The following is a 15,013-nucleotide window of genomic DNA, read 5'->3' as shown; positions in this document are numbered from 1 at the left end:
GAAAATAAAATGGTTGTTACAGTTTTTTTGCCGGCGCGGCCGGCAATGCGCGCTTGTGCGCGCTCTTGGCGACCATCTCCTGCACCCTTTTCACCCTGTCAGCTGGCGCGCCGAGTGCTGCCGCCGCTTCCTTTGCGGTTTTTTTCCTGTCCAGCAGCATGTAGAGAATGGGATCAATTTCTTCGTAGCTCATCCCTATCTCGTCTTCCGCGGTGTGGTCGGCCCAGAGCCTAGGGCTGCTCTTTTTTTGCAGTATTGCAGCAGGAACGCCCAGGTACTTGCCTAGCTCCCTAACCTGCGTCTTGTACAGGCCGGCTATAGGAGTCATATCCGCCCCTCCGTCGCCGAACTTTGTGAAATAGCCGATGCTCATCTCGCTTTTGTCGCTCGTGCCTGCGACCAGCCTTCCGTCCATGTACGCGTGGTAGTAGAGTATTGACATGCGCACCCTTGCAGTCAGGTTGCCCCGCGCGACCTTGTTGTCATTCGGGAGCACCTGCATGTATCTTTCGACTATCGGCTCTATGTTGATTGTCTGGTGCTTGATGCCAAGCTCTTTGGCGTGCGCAGCCGCATCCTCCACGTCCTCGTTTGGGGTCGAGGCGCCGGGAAGGATGAGGCCGAGCACCCTGCTCCCGCCAAGCGCCCTCGTACACAGCGCAGCCACCACGGCAGAGTCGAGGCCGCCAGAGAGACCCACCACTATTCCCCCTTTTGCCCTCGCGGACCTGATACAGCTGGCGATAAACTTCTCGATGCTTTTTGCGGTCTTGGCGCGGTCAAGGCCGCTGCCGGTCAGCCTGGCAAGCACGCGCGAGTCAGAATTCAATGACAAGGCCAGTTACGAGTGTTCTCGTATTAATGTATGTTCTCTCTCAGGTTTCTTTGAACACGCCGGGGACGTTTTCCAAAAGCCACCTGGCGCTTTCAAACTGGAGCCGGCCTTTTTGCAGGTGGCCGCGGTTCAGTTCAATAGTGCCCTGCAGGTCCCTGCCAAGCGAGTTGCAGGCGCCAAGCACTTGTGCAAAGGGTATCTCGCCGGCTCCGACCGGGAGACCCTCGCCTTTGACTTCAAACCCTCTTGCGTCGCTGATGTGCAGGAGCGCAAGCGAGCCTGCAAGTGCCTCTATGCACCTTTCCCACGAGGGGGCGCGTCCGTACCTTTCCCTGTCAAGGTCGCCGGCAACGTTGCCGCTGCCGCCGCGACTCAGGTAGTTCGAATACAGCTGGTAGTGGGCAAGGTCGAGGGCCGTCCTGACGCCATGCTTTTCCATCGTCCGGCCCAGTTCCAGCGGGTGGAACGGCCCGACGCTTGACGAGTCTCCGCTGCGCCTCGGGTACGTGTTTTCGACAGCCAGTACACAGCCGTCCGTCTCCTGCTCGGCGAATAATCCCAGAAACTCTTGCTCCGCGGCATGATAGAGCGCTAGCTTTTCTTTGTGCGTCCTTGGCATCTCTTTCAAAGGCACATAGCTTGCTAGGTGGAACACTATTACCACCTTCTTGTCTGGTTGGAGGCCGGCCTCTTTTCGGACTGCCTGCGCCTCTTGGATTGTGAGCGCGACGGATTCTCTGACCTTCTTGCGCCATCTGTCCTCCCAGACGTTCTGGCTCCCGCCGAGTATCGGCGAGTGGTACGCAAGGTATTGCATATCGTTTTGCGCGCAAAAGCGCGAGACCATTTCCGCCCTCTCGGCAAGCGTCGTCTTGGCCATAACTTCCCGGGTCTGGTGTACCTCGTGCCCCCTTATTCTGTATCCGTGGCTTTTGTGCAGCTCGTCGATTATAGCTGAAATGTTTGCGAACGCCTCTTCCTGCTGGGTCGACTTTAGCTGCATTATTATCATGTGCGTGTGTATGTGGCCGCCGGGCATTGTGGATTCAATTTTGTATTTAATCAATGCGTCCAGAACAGCCTGCAAGAAATATAGTGTGCGACCCGTCCGGCTGCTGCAGGATTAAGAAAGAAAAACTACTACTATATATCCTAGCCTACCCGGGAGACGGGTCAGGCCGGGCAGAAACGCGTATGTTTTCTTGGATCTCAGGCCGCTGTTGTTGTTTTTTGCGCTGGTACAGGATTAAAGCGGCAAGGGCTGCTGCAAGTATGCCTATAGCGTGCAGGGGGAATTCCGGGACCACCTGCGTCCCGGCGATCACTATCTGGCGTGCCTCTTCACCGTACTCTACAAGGACGAGCTTTTCTTTTGTCTGGGCATCCTCTATCACGAGCGGGTCGGGCGTGGGCGCGCCGTCCACGTACACCTGGTATGGCCCGCGCAGAGTCTTGTCTACGGGCACCAGCAGCCGGCCGCCCTGCTCTGCTGCCTGCACGTTGTTGACTCTTATCACGAAGCGCTTGCCAGCCTCGTCGAACGCGGCGTTGATGTTGTTTGATGAGGCTCCTATGACCATGTTGACCCTGCTGCTATTGTTGCTGGCGGAAGCCTGGATGTCTATGGATTCTTTGTAGAATTTCGTGATGCCAAGGACGATTTCAAGTCCTGACCGGAGGTTGGCCGGCTCGTCCACCCTGACCGTATGCAGCGAGCTCGTAAAGTTGGGCAGGTACTTTTCGTACGCGTCTTTGGACGGGGCAAAATAGCCGACTGCAACCGACTTGGTCAGCGTGAAAAAGATATAGCTGTCGGTTATCCCTCCTCCACTGCCGCCGGCGGTAGTAGTGGGGCATTCCACAATAGTATGAAACACGTTGATGCCGTTTACCGGCACAAGCTCGGCAAGCGTTCTCTGGCATTGTCCTTCTTCTCCCGCTCCTTCTCCTTTTTCGTCACCGGCTATGTTCGTCGGTTCCTGTGGCGGCAGGACGGCGGAAATCCCCGACATTATCAGGTTCTTCACTTCGAGCCTGTTTACCGCGACGACACTCATCGATGTGTTGGCCTGCGCCGGCGGGCTGACCACGGGGTATCTTCCGTCTTTTTCAAGCGTGCCGTTCCAGCCGCTTGGGAACTCTATCGTAAAGCCGGCGCTGCTGTAACTCCCGCTGATATTCGTCGCCGTCTGGGTTGGGGTCTGGCTTTGCGCATGTGCAGATGCAACGTTCCCGGAGAAAAGTGCGAAAAGGAACAGCGCACCTGCCAATTCCCTTATCACTTTGATGGCAACAGTTATAGTTTAAATTTTAAAGTCTTTCTGTAATCTTGTTCTAGGCATAAGAGCAGCGGTTTTGTTCTGCACGCGCAATCACACGTCAAAACGCAGGGTTTGCCCTGAGAAATTTGGAAAACCCCTGACGTGTCGTTTTTGTTTGTGTATTGTATCGTCTACTATTTTCCTATTCATACACGGGCTTGCCGTCGGACGTGTACCTCTTGACGCGCTTTGGCTGCTCGCTTGCAGTACCATCCGAGCCCTGCGCGGCCTGTTGCGGCATCTGGTCATCCTTTTTCTTGCGTAGCTTGTCCAGAAATCCCATTACAATGTGTAGATGTACGATATGGCATATAAGGAATGGCATTAGCAGCAGCATCGTCATTAAGCTAGGCCGGTGAGCTTCTCGCTTGCCTCCCACAGCCTTTCTGCAGCATCGCTGTCGTACGCAGGGTCGGACGCCCTGGCCTGCTTTCTCTTTACGAAATACTCGCCGCTGACGCCTTCTACCTCGCGTGACGAGGCAAGGTAGACTGCGGTGTCTGCACCCTTTTCTGGGCTTGTGAAAAACACGCTTGCAGCCCCCCAGACAAGGCCGTATCCGGAGCCCCGCACGAGGTTCGTCCTGACCGCCCCGGGATGGAAGCAGTTTGCAGTCACGCCCGTTCCCTGCAAACGCCTTGCCAGCTCCCGGGTGAACAGGATGTTTGCCAGCTTGGACTGGCCGTAGGCGCGTATGCTCCCATAGCTTTTGCTCATCTGCAGGTCGGCAAAGTCCATCTTGGCTCCCCTGTGGGCGATAGAGCTTGTGGTGACTATTCTTGAAGGGGCTCCCGCCTTGAGCCTGTCAAGCAGCAGGTTTGTGAGCAGAAACGGCGCCAAGTGGTTCACCGCAAATGTGCGCTCGATGACGTCGGCCGTCAGTTCCCTCTTTTGCACAAATACGCCGGCGTTGTTCACGAGCACGTGCAGCCTGTCGTAATTGTCGATAAACTCTTTTGCCAGCTGGCGCACCGACTCTTGCGAGGAGAGGTCCGCCACGAAATAGGAAAGCTGGCTTGCTGGAACGCCGCGCGCAGCGATCTCTTGCACCGCGGCCTCGCATTTTTCCCTGCTTCTGCCTGCAAGCACAACTGTGGCGCCCATCCCGGCAAGGCCGGCCGCTATCTCTTTTCCGATGCCGGACGTGCTTCCCGTGACAAGGCAGACCCTGCCTTCCATTATCGTCATAATATATTTTGTACATTTGCAGTTTGCAGGATAATAGTCTTGTTAAAAAGAGAGAAGAGAGAAAAGAGAGGAGGGGAAGTTTACCCCGAAGCGCAGCTGCTAAAGCCGCACTCGATGCAGATGTTGCACCCTTCGGTGATGACGAGCCGGGCCTTGCACGATGGGCAGGTGGTGTCCTCGTTTGAAGACATGACCTGCATCGCGGCCGGCTGGGTCGCCTTCTTGGGCACCTCGGCAGGCGCCGGCGCCGCTGCTGCCATCGCTGTTGCCGCTTGCGGGATCGCGCCGTCGTCGACTCCCTGCTCCTTCAGGATCTTTTGCATCTGCTCCAGCACGTAGGGCTCGCCGATGTTGTTCTTGACATAGTCGGCGATGTACCTGCTCGGCCTGACTGCAAACTGCTTTTCGCCGGTGTTCTTGCCGGTGATGTGCAATACCTGCTCCGGGCGCGAGCCGTCGCGGAACACAGTGACGCCCTTTAACCCAAGCTCGTGTGACAGCAGGTACGAGCACTTCACATCCTCTGCAGTCACGTCGCCGGGCATGTTTATCGTCTTGGCAATCGCGTTGGAGATCCATTTCTGCCACACCGCCTGCGCCATGATGTGGTCCATCCAGTGGATGTCGATTGCGGTGACAAACGTCCTCTGCATCCACTCTGGGATCTCGGAGATGCCGCGCACAGAACCATAGTTGTTCGCTATCTTGGTCAGTATCTCGTCAGAGTACAGGCCGTTTTCCTTTAGCACGTTCTCGAACACCTTGTCGGTGTAAAAGAACCGGCCAACCGTCACGCGCTTTTCGTAGACGAGCGCAAACACCGGCTCGACGCCGTTTGCGGTATCGGCTATCATGGAGAGCGTGCCTGTGGGCGCAATGGTCGACGTCCACGAGTTGCGGATGCCGCTCTTCTTTATCTTTTCAATGAGCGTAGTCCATTCGTAGGTGTGCGTCTCCTTTGGCAGCTCGTAATAGCCTGCGACCGGGATTTTGCCCTTGACATAGTCGGTGTCCTTGAACATCGGGAACGGGCCCCTCGATTTTGCAATCGCCACGGACTCGTCCATGCTCAAATATGACACAGCCTCGGCGAGCTTGTTCATGAACTCATAGCCGTCCTTCGAGTTGTATGGGATGTGGAGAAGGAACAGCAGGTCTGCAATGCCCATGATGCCAAGGCCGATTCTCCTAGTCGCGCGGGTGTTCACCTCGATTTCTTCGACTGGATACTTGTTCATGTCGATGATGTTGTCGAGGAACCTCGTGGAGAGCCTTACCGCCTGCTCGTAGCGCTGCCAGTCAAACTCGTACATGCCGTCTGCCTTGCGCTTTACAAAGTTTGCAAGGTTGATTGAGCCTAGGTTGCACGATTCGTATGGATATAATGACTGCTCGCCGCACGGGTTCGTGGCGCGAAGCGGCCCGCCCTTGGCGTCTATGCACGGGTTGTACTTGTTGATGTTGTCAAAGAATATGATTCCCGGCTCGGCGCTCTTCCACGCGGAAAGCGCGATTAGGTCTATCAGCTGCTGCGCGTCAATCTGCCTCATCGGCTCGTGGGTGCGTGGGTTTCTCAACGTGTACTTGTGGTTCCCGTCCTTGCTGACAAGTGCCTTCCAGAAATCTTCCCAGATGCCGACAGAGACGTTGAAATTCTCAAAGACGCCCGGCTTTGTCTTGGCCGTCACGAATTTCTCGACGTCGGGGTGCCACGCCTCCAGGATGCCCATGTTGGCGCCCCTGCGCTTGCCGCCCTGCTTTACCACGTCGGTGATTGTGTCGATTATCCTCATGAAAGACGTCGGACCGGAAGCGACGCCGGACGTCGAAGCGACGATGTCGCCCTCCGGCCTCAGGTCAGAGTAGTTGATGCCCACTCCGCCTCCCGACTTGAATATCATTGCCGCGTCAGTCGACGACTTCATTATCCTGTTCATGTCGTCAGGCATGTCGAGCACAAAGCACGCAGACAGCTGCCCAAGCCTTGCGCCGGCGTTCATGAGCGTCGGCGTGTTTGGCAAAAAGTCGCGCGATATCATGAGGTTATAGTATTCCCTTATGCGGTCGCCGTACGCCGCCATCTTGCCCTCTGCCACCAGCCTCAGCAGTTCTTTAAAGCTGACCTTCATCTGGCCCTGCTTTGCGCCGTGTATGTACGAGCGCACCATCGCCTCAAAATGGTAGCGGTTGAGCCAGTATTCGCCTATCTTTAGCTTCATGTCAAAGTCGGCAAGCTTGTGGCAGTATTTCTCGGCCTCCTCCGCGTCCTGCACGTGGCCGCCTGCAAGGTTGAACACCTGCGAGTCGTGCATCACGTCTGCGATGCCGACCAGTATTGCGACCCTCTCGAACATCTGCTTGGGGCTCTCGGTTATCTCGTTGTTCTCGTCGCGCAAAAGGTAGCGCGCCGCAAGCACGCGCAGCGAGTTGATGTCAAACGCCTTGTCGACCTCGTCGAGGTCCTTCTTGTTCAGGACCTTCATCTTTTCGTCCCTCACCTTCCTGCGCTCGTGCCTGTAGAGTATGTACGACTTTGCCGTTTCAGACAGCCCTTCCTCTATCAGTATGGACTCGACCATGTCCTGCACGTCTTCCACGGTGGCGACTGCCTTTTCAGAGCCATAGCCCTGCTGCGCCATCTTTTGGAATACCCTTACGCCGAGCCTTTCCGCCAGTGGGTAGTCCGGCTTTCCGGTTGCCACTAGCGCCTTGTAAATCGCATTTGAAATCTTGGACTGTTCAAAGCTGACTATGCGTCCGTCCCGCTTTCTGATTTTCGAGATCAGGTTTCCCTGTGAATTATTAAATTCAGTAACTCCCGCCATCCCGTTTCTTACCACGCAACCACTCGTACTTATACTCTTTTGTGCTATTTTTACTATCTCGTGTATCAGCGAAAATGCACAATTGTCTATTAATTCGGGCCGCGGCGACGAAATCGAACAGAATCGTATGATATTTCCAAGAAAATTCAGGAAACCTTCCGGCAATTTTCCGCGCCTGCCGGCTGCCGCAGTCGCAAAGCCACCGCCCCTGCTTCTATCATAAAATTATGGAAAAAAGATACGGCGGGCAGCGCAGCTGCGCTGCCTTCCAAGGTGCGGCGGAAGGAGGCGTGTGCAGCTATGCCGTAGTCAGCAGCCGGTGCGGCGACTTGCAGGACTCGCACTTTTCTGCAGATATCTTGCATTTCCTGCCACACGTCGCGCACACGGCAAGCCGGACCCTCGGGCGGAAGAACGCAAGCTCCATCGCGGCAGCCTCGATTGCGCCCCTGGCATCTCCGGCGCCAAGGTCAGTGACGTCCACAGTGGCCGCAAGCCCGCCGTTCAGTATCCTGTCGATTGCAGAGCACTCGGCGACCAGCTTTTTGTCAAGCTCCTTGTTGCCACCACTACCATTTAGCGTCATTCCTTGGGAATAGCTGGTGGTGTTCTGCGACTGGAGGAGCGAGACCTTGCCGTACTTTTCCGAGTCAAGGGCGGCAAAGCGGGCTGCAGAGTCGTCCACTACCATTGCGATGCCGCAGGAATCCTCGCCCAGCTGCTTGCCCTGCGCCGCAGCCACTTCGACTGCCGTCTTTAGCACCTTCTGCATCACCTCTTCGCCGCTGTTGGCCTCGTCGTGGCCAAGTATGCTGAACACCGACTCGCGGGCGCCAGTCAGGTTTATGACTATGCTTGAAGTGGCGCGCTGCATCGACTGGGTGGCCGCAGAGAATGCGGGTAGGAGCCCGCGCCTTGCGTTTTCCATGACAGCCTTTTTCCTCATCGCCATGGCCGCAAGCGACGGCTTTATCGCAAGCGCCAGTTTCGCCCGGAAATAGGTCTCGTCCCTGTTTGACTCGTAGGCGAGCCGGGGCAGGTTTATCGAAAGCGCCTGGAGAGACATTGCAGGTGAAGAAGATGAGCCCTTGCCGCCGGCTGTCGTCTTGCGTATCCCTCCTGACGACCTGGCAGTGCTCCCGATGGTTACGATGCCTCCGCTTCTCACCGCCGCCGTGACGTGGTCCAAGCTGTCCTTCAGTTTGGTACCATGGGTTATCGCAAGGCCGGCGCGGGGAACGGGCGTCGCGTCAACGTACCGGCGGTAGCCGTCGAGCAGGGCGTTCAGCTGTTTGGTGTCCGTGTCGCCGGGCACAACCAGCGTCGCAAGCGGCTGCTGTTGCTGTTGCTGCTGGCCTGCGACGGCTGCTGCAGTAGCAGATGCCGCTGCAAGCGCCCTTGCGAATTTTGCTGCAAGGTCGTCGGCGTCCTTTGTCTTGGCAAGCGCCGGCGCGACCCCGTCAATGACTATCTCTGCAGAAGCCTCCCTCGACAAGAGCGCGATGAGGACGGGAAGGGCCGCAAGCATGTCGTCGGCCGTCTTTATGGACGCAAGCCTCGCCACGGCAGGATACCTGCCGGCAAGGTCCAGCCCACCGTCCACGTCAGAGAGGTCTACAAACAGCGTGTCAGGCAAGAGCCCCCACGAGCCCGGCTGGGCTATGTGTATCTCGCCGGCAAGGTGCATGTCGGCAATGTCCTTTGGCAGCGTGTTAAAAATGAGGTATTCAGAGAACACGGAACTTGCGGTTCTGGCCATCACTCCTGCCGCGCCGCTCCTAGTCGCTTCCTCGCTTGCCAGCATCTCAGAGATGTCTGACGGCGGCAGGCCGAGGCGCGCAAGCTTGTTCCTGTATTCCTCGTGGCCGTGCTCTATCAATACAGAGTTGACCGTCTCGCGGATGAGCGACGACGTGAGGTAGGCCGTCTGGAACTTGTAGATCTTGTTCTCGACCTCCTCGGTAATCTTGTGCGCCTGTTCAAGGGGCAGGTTGGCCTCCCTCACCAGCGACTGTATTATCTTGTGCGAGTTGAACTCCTCTATCGTCTGCCTGCCCGTCCTCACGTACATCTTGCCGCTCTCTATTATCGAGCGCTCTTCTATTTGCCGGGCAAGAGACAGCACAAGCTTGCCTAAATTGGTAATAGTGTAGCGGCGCTCGGCCTTGTTCAGCGCGACCAGCAGCTGCCTCAAAAGCTTTCTAAGATGGTACGCAAACTTGCCCGACTCTTTCTTTGACTTGAAACCTGCCAGAGCCTTGAGCTCAGAGTATGTCAGTGGGCCCTTGGTGTTCAGGATGCGGAGGATGTCTATCCTGTTCGGGCTTGCCATGACGGAAAATATCATCCTGACGCGCTTGGAGGCTGATTCCAGCACGCCGCCCTTGCGGGGCTCTTTTTGCTGTTGAGAATAGTCAAAACTCGGTTCCGTTTCCATTGCGCCTCATAACCAACATAAATGATTAAAACTCCTTTGTAAAATATTTTTTACTAACAGTACTACTGGCCCTACGTGGGCCTTTTAGACCAAAAGGTCAACCTTTTCAGCCTTCTTTTTTGTTACGCCAGCACTTCTTCCTGCTGCCTTTCTTGTTCTGTTTTCCCTTCCGCTTCTCCTTCGCGGTGCACCACCGGCATGTTGGCCGGTATCTCGGGGAGCTTGGCCTTTGCCTCGGTCTCTAGCGCGCCCTCTATCTCGTTGAGGATGCTCAGGGCGTCAGCGTCCATGGGCGTCGAGATTTTCGTGTCAGAGGCGCGCACGTTTGCACTTGCCAGCACGTCAGAAGTCACGGACGAGACCTCCGAGAGCGCGTCGTTTGCCGCCGGGATAGCTTTGGAGAGTTCTGCCTGGATGCCCTTTATCATGTCGACCGTCGGGTCGATTGTGTCCAGTATCATGGCAAACTCGTTCATGGTCGAGAACCGTATCACGAGCGCCTCAAGCGCCATGCCGGTGTGCTGCGTCGTCCTGCGCAGCTTTTTCACGTTAGAGAGCTCGTTTGCCAGGATCCTTGCCCGCGGGTTGTTGCCCGTCTTGATGCTTGCCGTTATCTGCTGCAGATACAGCGACTCCATCGAGGCGAACCTCTTGTCAAGCGTCTTTAGCCTGCCCAGCTGGTTGTAGACAACCGCAGTGGCATTGTTTAGCTGGTTCACTAACTGCTGGCGCTCTACCATCGGCCTACTCTGCGCTTTTTGCGGCGGGTTTTCAGGTTAAGGCACAGGGTTGAAGGATGTGCACAAAAAGCTGCCAAAACAGCTAAGCTACAACAAAAAGGGTGGTTTACCGCTTTGTCGCGGCCACTGAAAAGTCGGCAGGGTTGAGCGCCGCCCCGCAGACGGGACAGCGGTTGTTGGTGGCGCGCAGCGCGTCCTTTACCGATTTTAGCATTCGCATCGTGTAGATTACAGAGCCGCACTTGCCGCACACTACGTCAGCAGACATCATTCCGTTGTTCTTAAAGAAAAGAGAAATAAGAAAAGTTCCCTTGACGTTTTTTTACCATTGATATGAATAAACTAGACTTTTCGGCTGGATATGCTCAAATGGTGGCTTTTTGAAAAATGCCGGGTGATGTCTGCTGGTAGTGGTGCCGCTGCGGCGGCTGGCCTTGCTGTTGGAATAGAATTCCTGCTGGTTTTTGCGATTTTTCACGTACCAATAGTACCGATGTTTGAAACGCCGCTGCCCAATCAGGATGATTATACGCCGCTTTTGCAGATGAGGGTCGACGGACTGAAGCAAGCCTACAGGATTGGCGAAAACCTCGACTTTTCTGTTGTCCAGATAGCAGGAGGCTGTGCCTATCCTGAGAGCATCTCGATTGTAAACCTGAGAAGCGGCACGACAGTGTTGGAGTTTAACGGCACGTATGCAGGTGCGCTGCTGTTCTGCCCTATCGTGACAAACCCGTCAGAATTTACTATGACTTGGCATTCCAAGGACTTTGCAGAATCGCTGTCCCTAAACCAGACAGGTACCTATGCGGTGGTAGCCAGGAACATGCACCTCGTAATACAAAAGGAATTTACCGTGACCGATAGCTAGGCTTTCTCCAGCAGCAGGCCGTGGTGCTGGTCAAAGCCTGCCACCCTCACCTTTGCGCCAACGGGCAGGTCCTTCGGCTCCTTGACGCCTGGCAGGAATCCTGACGCGCGGATGCTTGCGTTGTCTATCTTGAACACCACCCACGCGTACGAGCCGGCGTCCTCAAAGCCCGCCGGCGCTACTGCCTGGATTGTGTAAGTCACTACGGTGCCGGCGCCTTCCAGCTCGACGTCCTCGAACTTGCCTGCCGAGCACTTTTCGCAGAACATGACCGTCTCTAGCATCGTGTGGCCGCACTTGGCGCATCTGTGTGCCAGTATCTTTTTCCTGTTCGCTACCTCGATGAACTTTTCGCGGACTCCGTGTGCGTCCATATGCCTCTCTACTTCCTGTCCACTTTTCTGAATAGGTGCACGGCCGCGCTTGCACCTGTGGCGCCAAAGTTGTGCGTCAGCGCAATCTCTGCGTCCTTCACGGTGCGCTCGCCTGCCCTGCCGGTGAACTGGTCAAACACCTCGACTACCTGCCCGACGCCGGTCGCGCCAATTGGGTGGCCCTTTGATTTCAGCCCGCCCGACGGGTTTACCGGGATCTCGCCTGTGAGCCTGGTTGCGCCGTCCCTCACTGCGTGGGCCGCCTTGCCCTTTGGGAAAAAGCCAAGGTCCTCGATGTCGATTATTTCAGCGATTGTAAAGCAGTCGTGCACCTCTGCAAAGTCAATGTCCTTCGGGGTGATGCCGGCCATCTTGTATGCCGCTTTTGCCGCGGCGACAGTGCTCGGGATTGTGGTAATGTCTTCTCTGCCCTGTACGGCAGCGGGAGAGGCGCCACGGCCAGAGCCAATTATCTCGACGTACGGCCTGCCTGATTTTTTCGCAAAGTCCTCGGAGCAGAGGATGGTTGCTGATGCGCCGTCAGAGAACGGGCAGCAGTCCAAAAGTTTCAATGGCGATGCGACCACCGGCGATTTCAACACATCGTCGACTGTGATCTTTTTCCTCACGTGCGCCTTTGGGTTCAGAACGCCGTTTTCGTGGTTCTTGACTGCCACGTGCGCAAGGTCCTCCTCCGTGGCCTTGTGGGTCGTCATGTAGGCCCTTGCCATAGAAGCAAAGAGCCCGGGGAACGAGGCGCCGTTTCCACCCTCGTAGAAAAAGTCAGAGCAATACGAAAACAGAGTGGTGCTCTGCGTCGTGCCCGTGTGCGTCACCTTTTCGACGCCGAGCGCAAGGACGCAGTCGTAAAAGCCCGCCGCGACGTTGGCGTAGGCTTCCCTGAACATGACCGAGCCGGAACCGCACGCCGACTCTATCGTGAGGCCGGGGACGTGCGATATGCCAAGGTTGCTCATGATGACAGGAGCCATGTGCACCTGCTTGTCGGCGACTCCGAAAACGTTGGAAATGTAGCCGGCCTGGATCTCCTTGGGGGTTATCCCTGCAGACTCGATGGCGTCTTTGGCTGCAGACATGGCAATTTCGATGATGCTTTCGTTCAATTTCCCGTATTTCGTGCTGCCGGCTCCGAGAACGCAAACCTTGTTTGTCATGGGTATGTAAGAGAAACTACCCGTTTTGCACTATAAATATCTTGATTACTTTTTTTGGGCAGGAATCAACGCCGGCGTGTATAATCTTTATACACACGCTGTGGCAGATCGTGTCTCGTTGTACACGCTGGTGGTCTGCGAAAAGCCTGACGCTGCCCGGCGCATCGCGTCGGCTCTCGGCGGCGCAAGGGAGACCAGAGCTGCCGGCGGCATTTCAGTCTTTGAGGTCGTGTACGCGGGCAGGGACTACAGGGTGTGCTCTGCGTCCGGCCACCTGTACGGGGTTTCCGACAGGACAAAGAACAGGAGCATCTATCCCGTGCTCGACTTGGAATGGGCGCCCATAGATGAAAAAAAGGGCAAGGGTGTAAGGGCTGCAAGATTCATCAGTGCGATATCCTCGCTTGCCAGAAACGCCGATTCGTTCATCCACGCGTGCGACTATGACCAGGAGGGCGAGGTGATAGGCCACAGCATACTGGAATACGCGTGCGGCGGCAAATATGAAAAATCATTGAGGGCCAAGTTCTCGACCCTCACTGACGACGAAGTGAAAGAGGCGTTTGCGGCGCTTGCAAGGCCGAGCAGAGGGCTTGCGGAGGCCGGCCGGTCGCGGCACATGCTCGACTTTATCTACGGCGTCAATTTGTCAAGGGCGCTTGCGCAGTCGTTCAAAGCCGGCAGCAATAACAAAGGTTACAGGAATCTGTCGATAGGCAGGGTGCAGGGACCCACGCTTGCGTTTGCGGCCGACAGAGAGACGGAAATCCGGCTGCACGTGCCTGACCCCTACTGGGTGCTGACTGCGGATTTTGAGAAAAACGGGCAGGTTGTGCACGCCCGCTATGAAAAGCCAAGGGTAGAAAAGCTTGCAGAGGCGCGCGTAATAGTTGACGCGTGCACCGGCAGAGACGGCACCGTTGACAAAATATCTGCGAGAAAATCTACGCTCAGGCCCCCAACACCGTTTAACACCGGCGACCTGCAGCGCGAGGCATACAGGCTGTTCCGGCTCTCGCCGGGATATACCCTTGCCATTGCAGAAAAGCTGTACCTGCGCGCCCTCATCTCGTACCCCAGGACGTCGAGCCAGAAACTTCCGCCGTCCATAAACTATGCCAAGATACTCTCCGGGCTTGCAGGGATCTCCCTGTATAGCCAACCGGCGTCGATGCTCCTCTCAAGGGGCCGGCTTGTGCCAAGCGAGGGGTTGATGTCGGACCCTGCGCACCCGGCGATTTATCCCACCGGCGTCGTGCCCCGGCTTTCTGGCCTGGAATTCAAGGTATACGACCTGATTGCAAAAAGGTTCCTTGCGACCTTTGGCGACCCGGCAGTTACAGAGCGCACGGACGTTTCCATAAATGTCAACAGCCACGTGTTCCTTGCAGAGGGCAGGACGACCATCTACGACGGCTGGACGGCGCTGTACAGGCCGTACGTCAGCCTGGAGCAGTCGGCGCTGCCAGCGCTGCAACAAGGCGACGTCCTTGCAAACAGTCAGGTCATGATGGAGGAGAAATTCATGCAGCCGCCGTGGCGCTACAGCCAGGCATCGCTCCTTGCCAAGATGGAGGAGGAAAAGATAGGGACAAAGGCGACAAGGGCTGACACCATCGCAACGCTGTTCAAGCGCAACTACATCGCAGCTGCAAAAAAGGGCGGGGGAATCGAAGCGACCGACCTTGGCTTTGCCGTGGTCGAGTCGATGAGGGAGCACGCGCCGGCGATAGTGTCGACGGAACTGACGCGCTCGATGGAGGAGCAGCTGGAAGGCGTGGAGCGAGGGGAAAAAGAGCCTGCCGACGTGATAGGGTACGCGGTGGAAAGGCTGGTCGAGTCGCTTGCGACGTTCCGGGAGCAGGGTGCTACGATTGGAAAGCAGATTGGAAGCGCAGCTGCGGCTGCGCAGTCTAACGTCGTCGTCATTGGCGGCTGCCCCGTATGCAAAAAGGGCCAGCTGCGCATCATAAAGTCAAGGACGACAAAAAAACGGTTTGTAGGCTGCTCAGACTATGCATCAGGCTGTAGGGCGAGCGCGCCGCTTCCGCAGCGTGGCGGAATCAGGGTTTCAAAAACCTGCAAATGCGGCTGGCCGATAATTTCTGTCGCGTTTGGCAGGAGGGGCAGGCGGTGGAACACCTGCGTCAACATGCAGTGCCCCTACAAGGAAGAAAGAAAAAAGGGATAGAGCGAGCCTCGCTAGACGCATTGCGCAGCCTTGATAAGAAAAACAGAGCTTTTTAC

The 15,013-nt window shown here is 56.4% G+C and carries 13 protein-coding genes; 2 read left to right on the top strand and 11 right to left on the bottom strand.

Features of this window, described 5'->3' with window-relative positions:
- Positions 1 to 16: 16 nt before the first annotated feature.
- The 9 genes from ACYOR7_RS13135 to ACYOR7_RS13095 all read right to left on the bottom strand — a co-directional run bounded on the left by ACYOR7_RS13135 (position 17) and on the right by ACYOR7_RS13095 (position 10,617).
- Positions 17 to 835: an NAD+ synthase gene (locus ACYOR7_RS13135; RefSeq protein ID WP_479914186.1), complete on the bottom strand. Its 819-nt coding sequence runs from the start codon at positions 833 to 835 to the stop codon at positions 17 to 19.
- Positions 836 to 875: 40 nt separating this feature from the next.
- The gene (locus tag ACYOR7_RS13130) at positions 876 to 1,901 is read right to left on the bottom strand and encodes a hypothetical protein (protein WP_479914185.1); all 1,026 of its coding nucleotides are present in this window, start codon (positions 1,899 to 1,901) and stop codon (positions 876 to 878) included.
- Between the two features lie 91 nt (positions 1,902 to 1,992).
- The gene (locus ACYOR7_RS13125) at positions 1,993 to 3,117 is read right to left on the bottom strand and encodes a hypothetical protein (RefSeq protein WP_479914184.1); all 1,125 of its coding nucleotides are present in this window, start codon (positions 3,115 to 3,117) and stop codon (positions 1,993 to 1,995) included.
- Between the two features lie 181 nt (positions 3,118 to 3,298).
- Entirely contained in the window at positions 3,299 to 3,439 is a 141-nt protein-coding gene (locus ACYOR7_RS13120; protein WP_294805448.1) for a hypothetical protein, read from the bottom strand.
- 59 nt (positions 3,440 to 3,498) lie between these two features.
- Complete coding sequence (locus tag ACYOR7_RS13115) at positions 3,499 to 4,344, bottom strand: SDR family oxidoreductase (RefSeq protein ID WP_294805447.1); 846 nt, start codon at positions 4,342 to 4,344, stop codon at positions 3,499 to 3,501.
- A gap of 80 nt (positions 4,345 to 4,424) precedes the next feature.
- Positions 4,425 to 7,169 carry an adenosylcobalamin-dependent ribonucleoside-diphosphate reductase gene (locus ACYOR7_RS13110; RefSeq protein ID WP_479914484.1) on the bottom strand — a complete coding sequence of 915 codons (2,745 nt, stop codon included), beginning with the start codon at positions 7,167 to 7,169 and terminating at the stop codon, positions 4,425 to 4,427.
- 298 nt (positions 7,170 to 7,467) lie between these two features.
- On the bottom strand, positions 7,468 to 9,606 hold the full coding sequence (locus tag ACYOR7_RS13105; protein ID WP_479914183.1) for a winged helix-turn-helix domain-containing protein: 2,139 nt from the start codon (positions 9,604 to 9,606) through the stop codon (positions 7,468 to 7,470).
- Positions 9,607 to 9,728: 122 nt separating this feature from the next.
- Positions 9,729 to 10,346: a hypothetical protein gene (locus ACYOR7_RS13100; RefSeq protein ID WP_294805440.1), complete on the bottom strand. Its 618-nt coding sequence runs from the start codon at positions 10,344 to 10,346 to the stop codon at positions 9,729 to 9,731.
- Between the two features lie 106 nt (positions 10,347 to 10,452).
- Positions 10,453 to 10,617: a hypothetical protein gene (locus tag ACYOR7_RS13095; protein WP_294805438.1), complete on the bottom strand. Its 165-nt coding sequence runs from the start codon at positions 10,615 to 10,617 to the stop codon at positions 10,453 to 10,455.
- Between the two features lie 90 nt (positions 10,618 to 10,707).
- Here ACYOR7_RS13095 and ACYOR7_RS13090 point away from each other — a divergent pair, with 90 nt between their 5' ends.
- Positions 10,708 to 11,217, top strand: a complete 510-nt coding sequence (locus tag ACYOR7_RS13090; protein ID WP_479914182.1) for a hypothetical protein — start codon at positions 10,708 to 10,710, stop codon at positions 11,215 to 11,217.
- On the opposite strand, the gene ACYOR7_RS13085 is transcribed toward ACYOR7_RS13090, so the two are convergent.
- Positions 11,214 to 11,591: a Zn-ribbon domain-containing OB-fold protein gene (locus ACYOR7_RS13085; RefSeq protein WP_294805435.1), complete on the bottom strand. Its 378-nt coding sequence runs from the start codon at positions 11,589 to 11,591 to the stop codon at positions 11,214 to 11,216. The genes ACYOR7_RS13090 and ACYOR7_RS13085 overlap by 4 nt on opposite strands.
- Positions 11,592 to 11,599: 8 nt before the next feature.
- Positions 11,600 to 12,766, bottom strand: coding sequence for a thiolase domain-containing protein (locus ACYOR7_RS13080; protein WP_294805433.1), 1,167 nt, complete (start codon positions 12,764 to 12,766; stop codon positions 11,600 to 11,602).
- Positions 12,767 to 12,884: 118 nt separating this feature from the next.
- Here ACYOR7_RS13080 and topA point away from each other — a divergent pair, with 118 nt between their 5' ends.
- Positions 12,885 to 14,957 (top strand): DNA topoisomerase I, encoded by a 2,073-nt coding sequence (gene topA / locus ACYOR7_RS13075; protein WP_479914181.1) that lies wholly within the window; start codon positions 12,885 to 12,887, stop codon positions 14,955 to 14,957.
- The last annotated feature ends 56 nt before the right edge of the window (positions 14,958 to 15,013 follow it).

Source organism: Candidatus Nitrososphaera sp. 86-2, assembly GCF_056726185.1.
This window is presented reverse-complemented; position numbering and strand designations above follow the sequence as displayed.

Bases quoted from the DNA above. Each gene is read 5' to 3' on its own strand.
- ACYOR7_RS13120 (WP_294805448.1), bottom strand. From the start codon at position 3,439: ATGGGATTTCTGGACAAGCTACGCAAGAAAAAGGATGACCAGATGCCG.
- ACYOR7_RS13085 (WP_294805435.1), bottom strand. From the start codon at position 11,591: ATGGACGCACACGGAGTCCGCGAAAAGTTCATCGAGGTAGCGAACAGG.
- ACYOR7_RS13110 (WP_479914484.1), bottom strand. From the start codon at position 7,169: ATGGCGGGAGTTACTGAATTTAATAATTCACAGGGAAACCTGATCTCG.
- ACYOR7_RS13095 (WP_294805438.1), bottom strand. From the start codon at position 10,617: ATGATGTCTGCTGACGTAGTGTGCGGCAAGTGCGGCTCTGTAATCTAC.
- ACYOR7_RS13090 (WP_479914182.1), top strand. From the start codon at position 10,708: ATGCTCAAATGGTGGCTTTTTGAAAAATGCCGGGTGATGTCTGCTGGT.
- ACYOR7_RS13105 (WP_479914183.1), bottom strand. From the start codon at position 9,606: ATGGAAACGGAACCGAGTTTTGACTATTCTCAACAGCAAAAAGAGCCC.
- ACYOR7_RS13100 (WP_294805440.1), bottom strand. From the start codon at position 10,346: ATGGTAGAGCGCCAGCAGTTAGTGAACCAGCTAAACAATGCCACTGCG.
- ACYOR7_RS13080 (WP_294805433.1), bottom strand. From the start codon at position 12,766: ATGACAAACAAGGTTTGCGTTCTCGGAGCCGGCAGCACGAAATACGGG.
- ACYOR7_RS13115 (WP_294805447.1), bottom strand. From the start codon at position 4,344: ATGACGATAATGGAAGGCAGGGTCTGCCTTGTCACGGGAAGCACGTCC.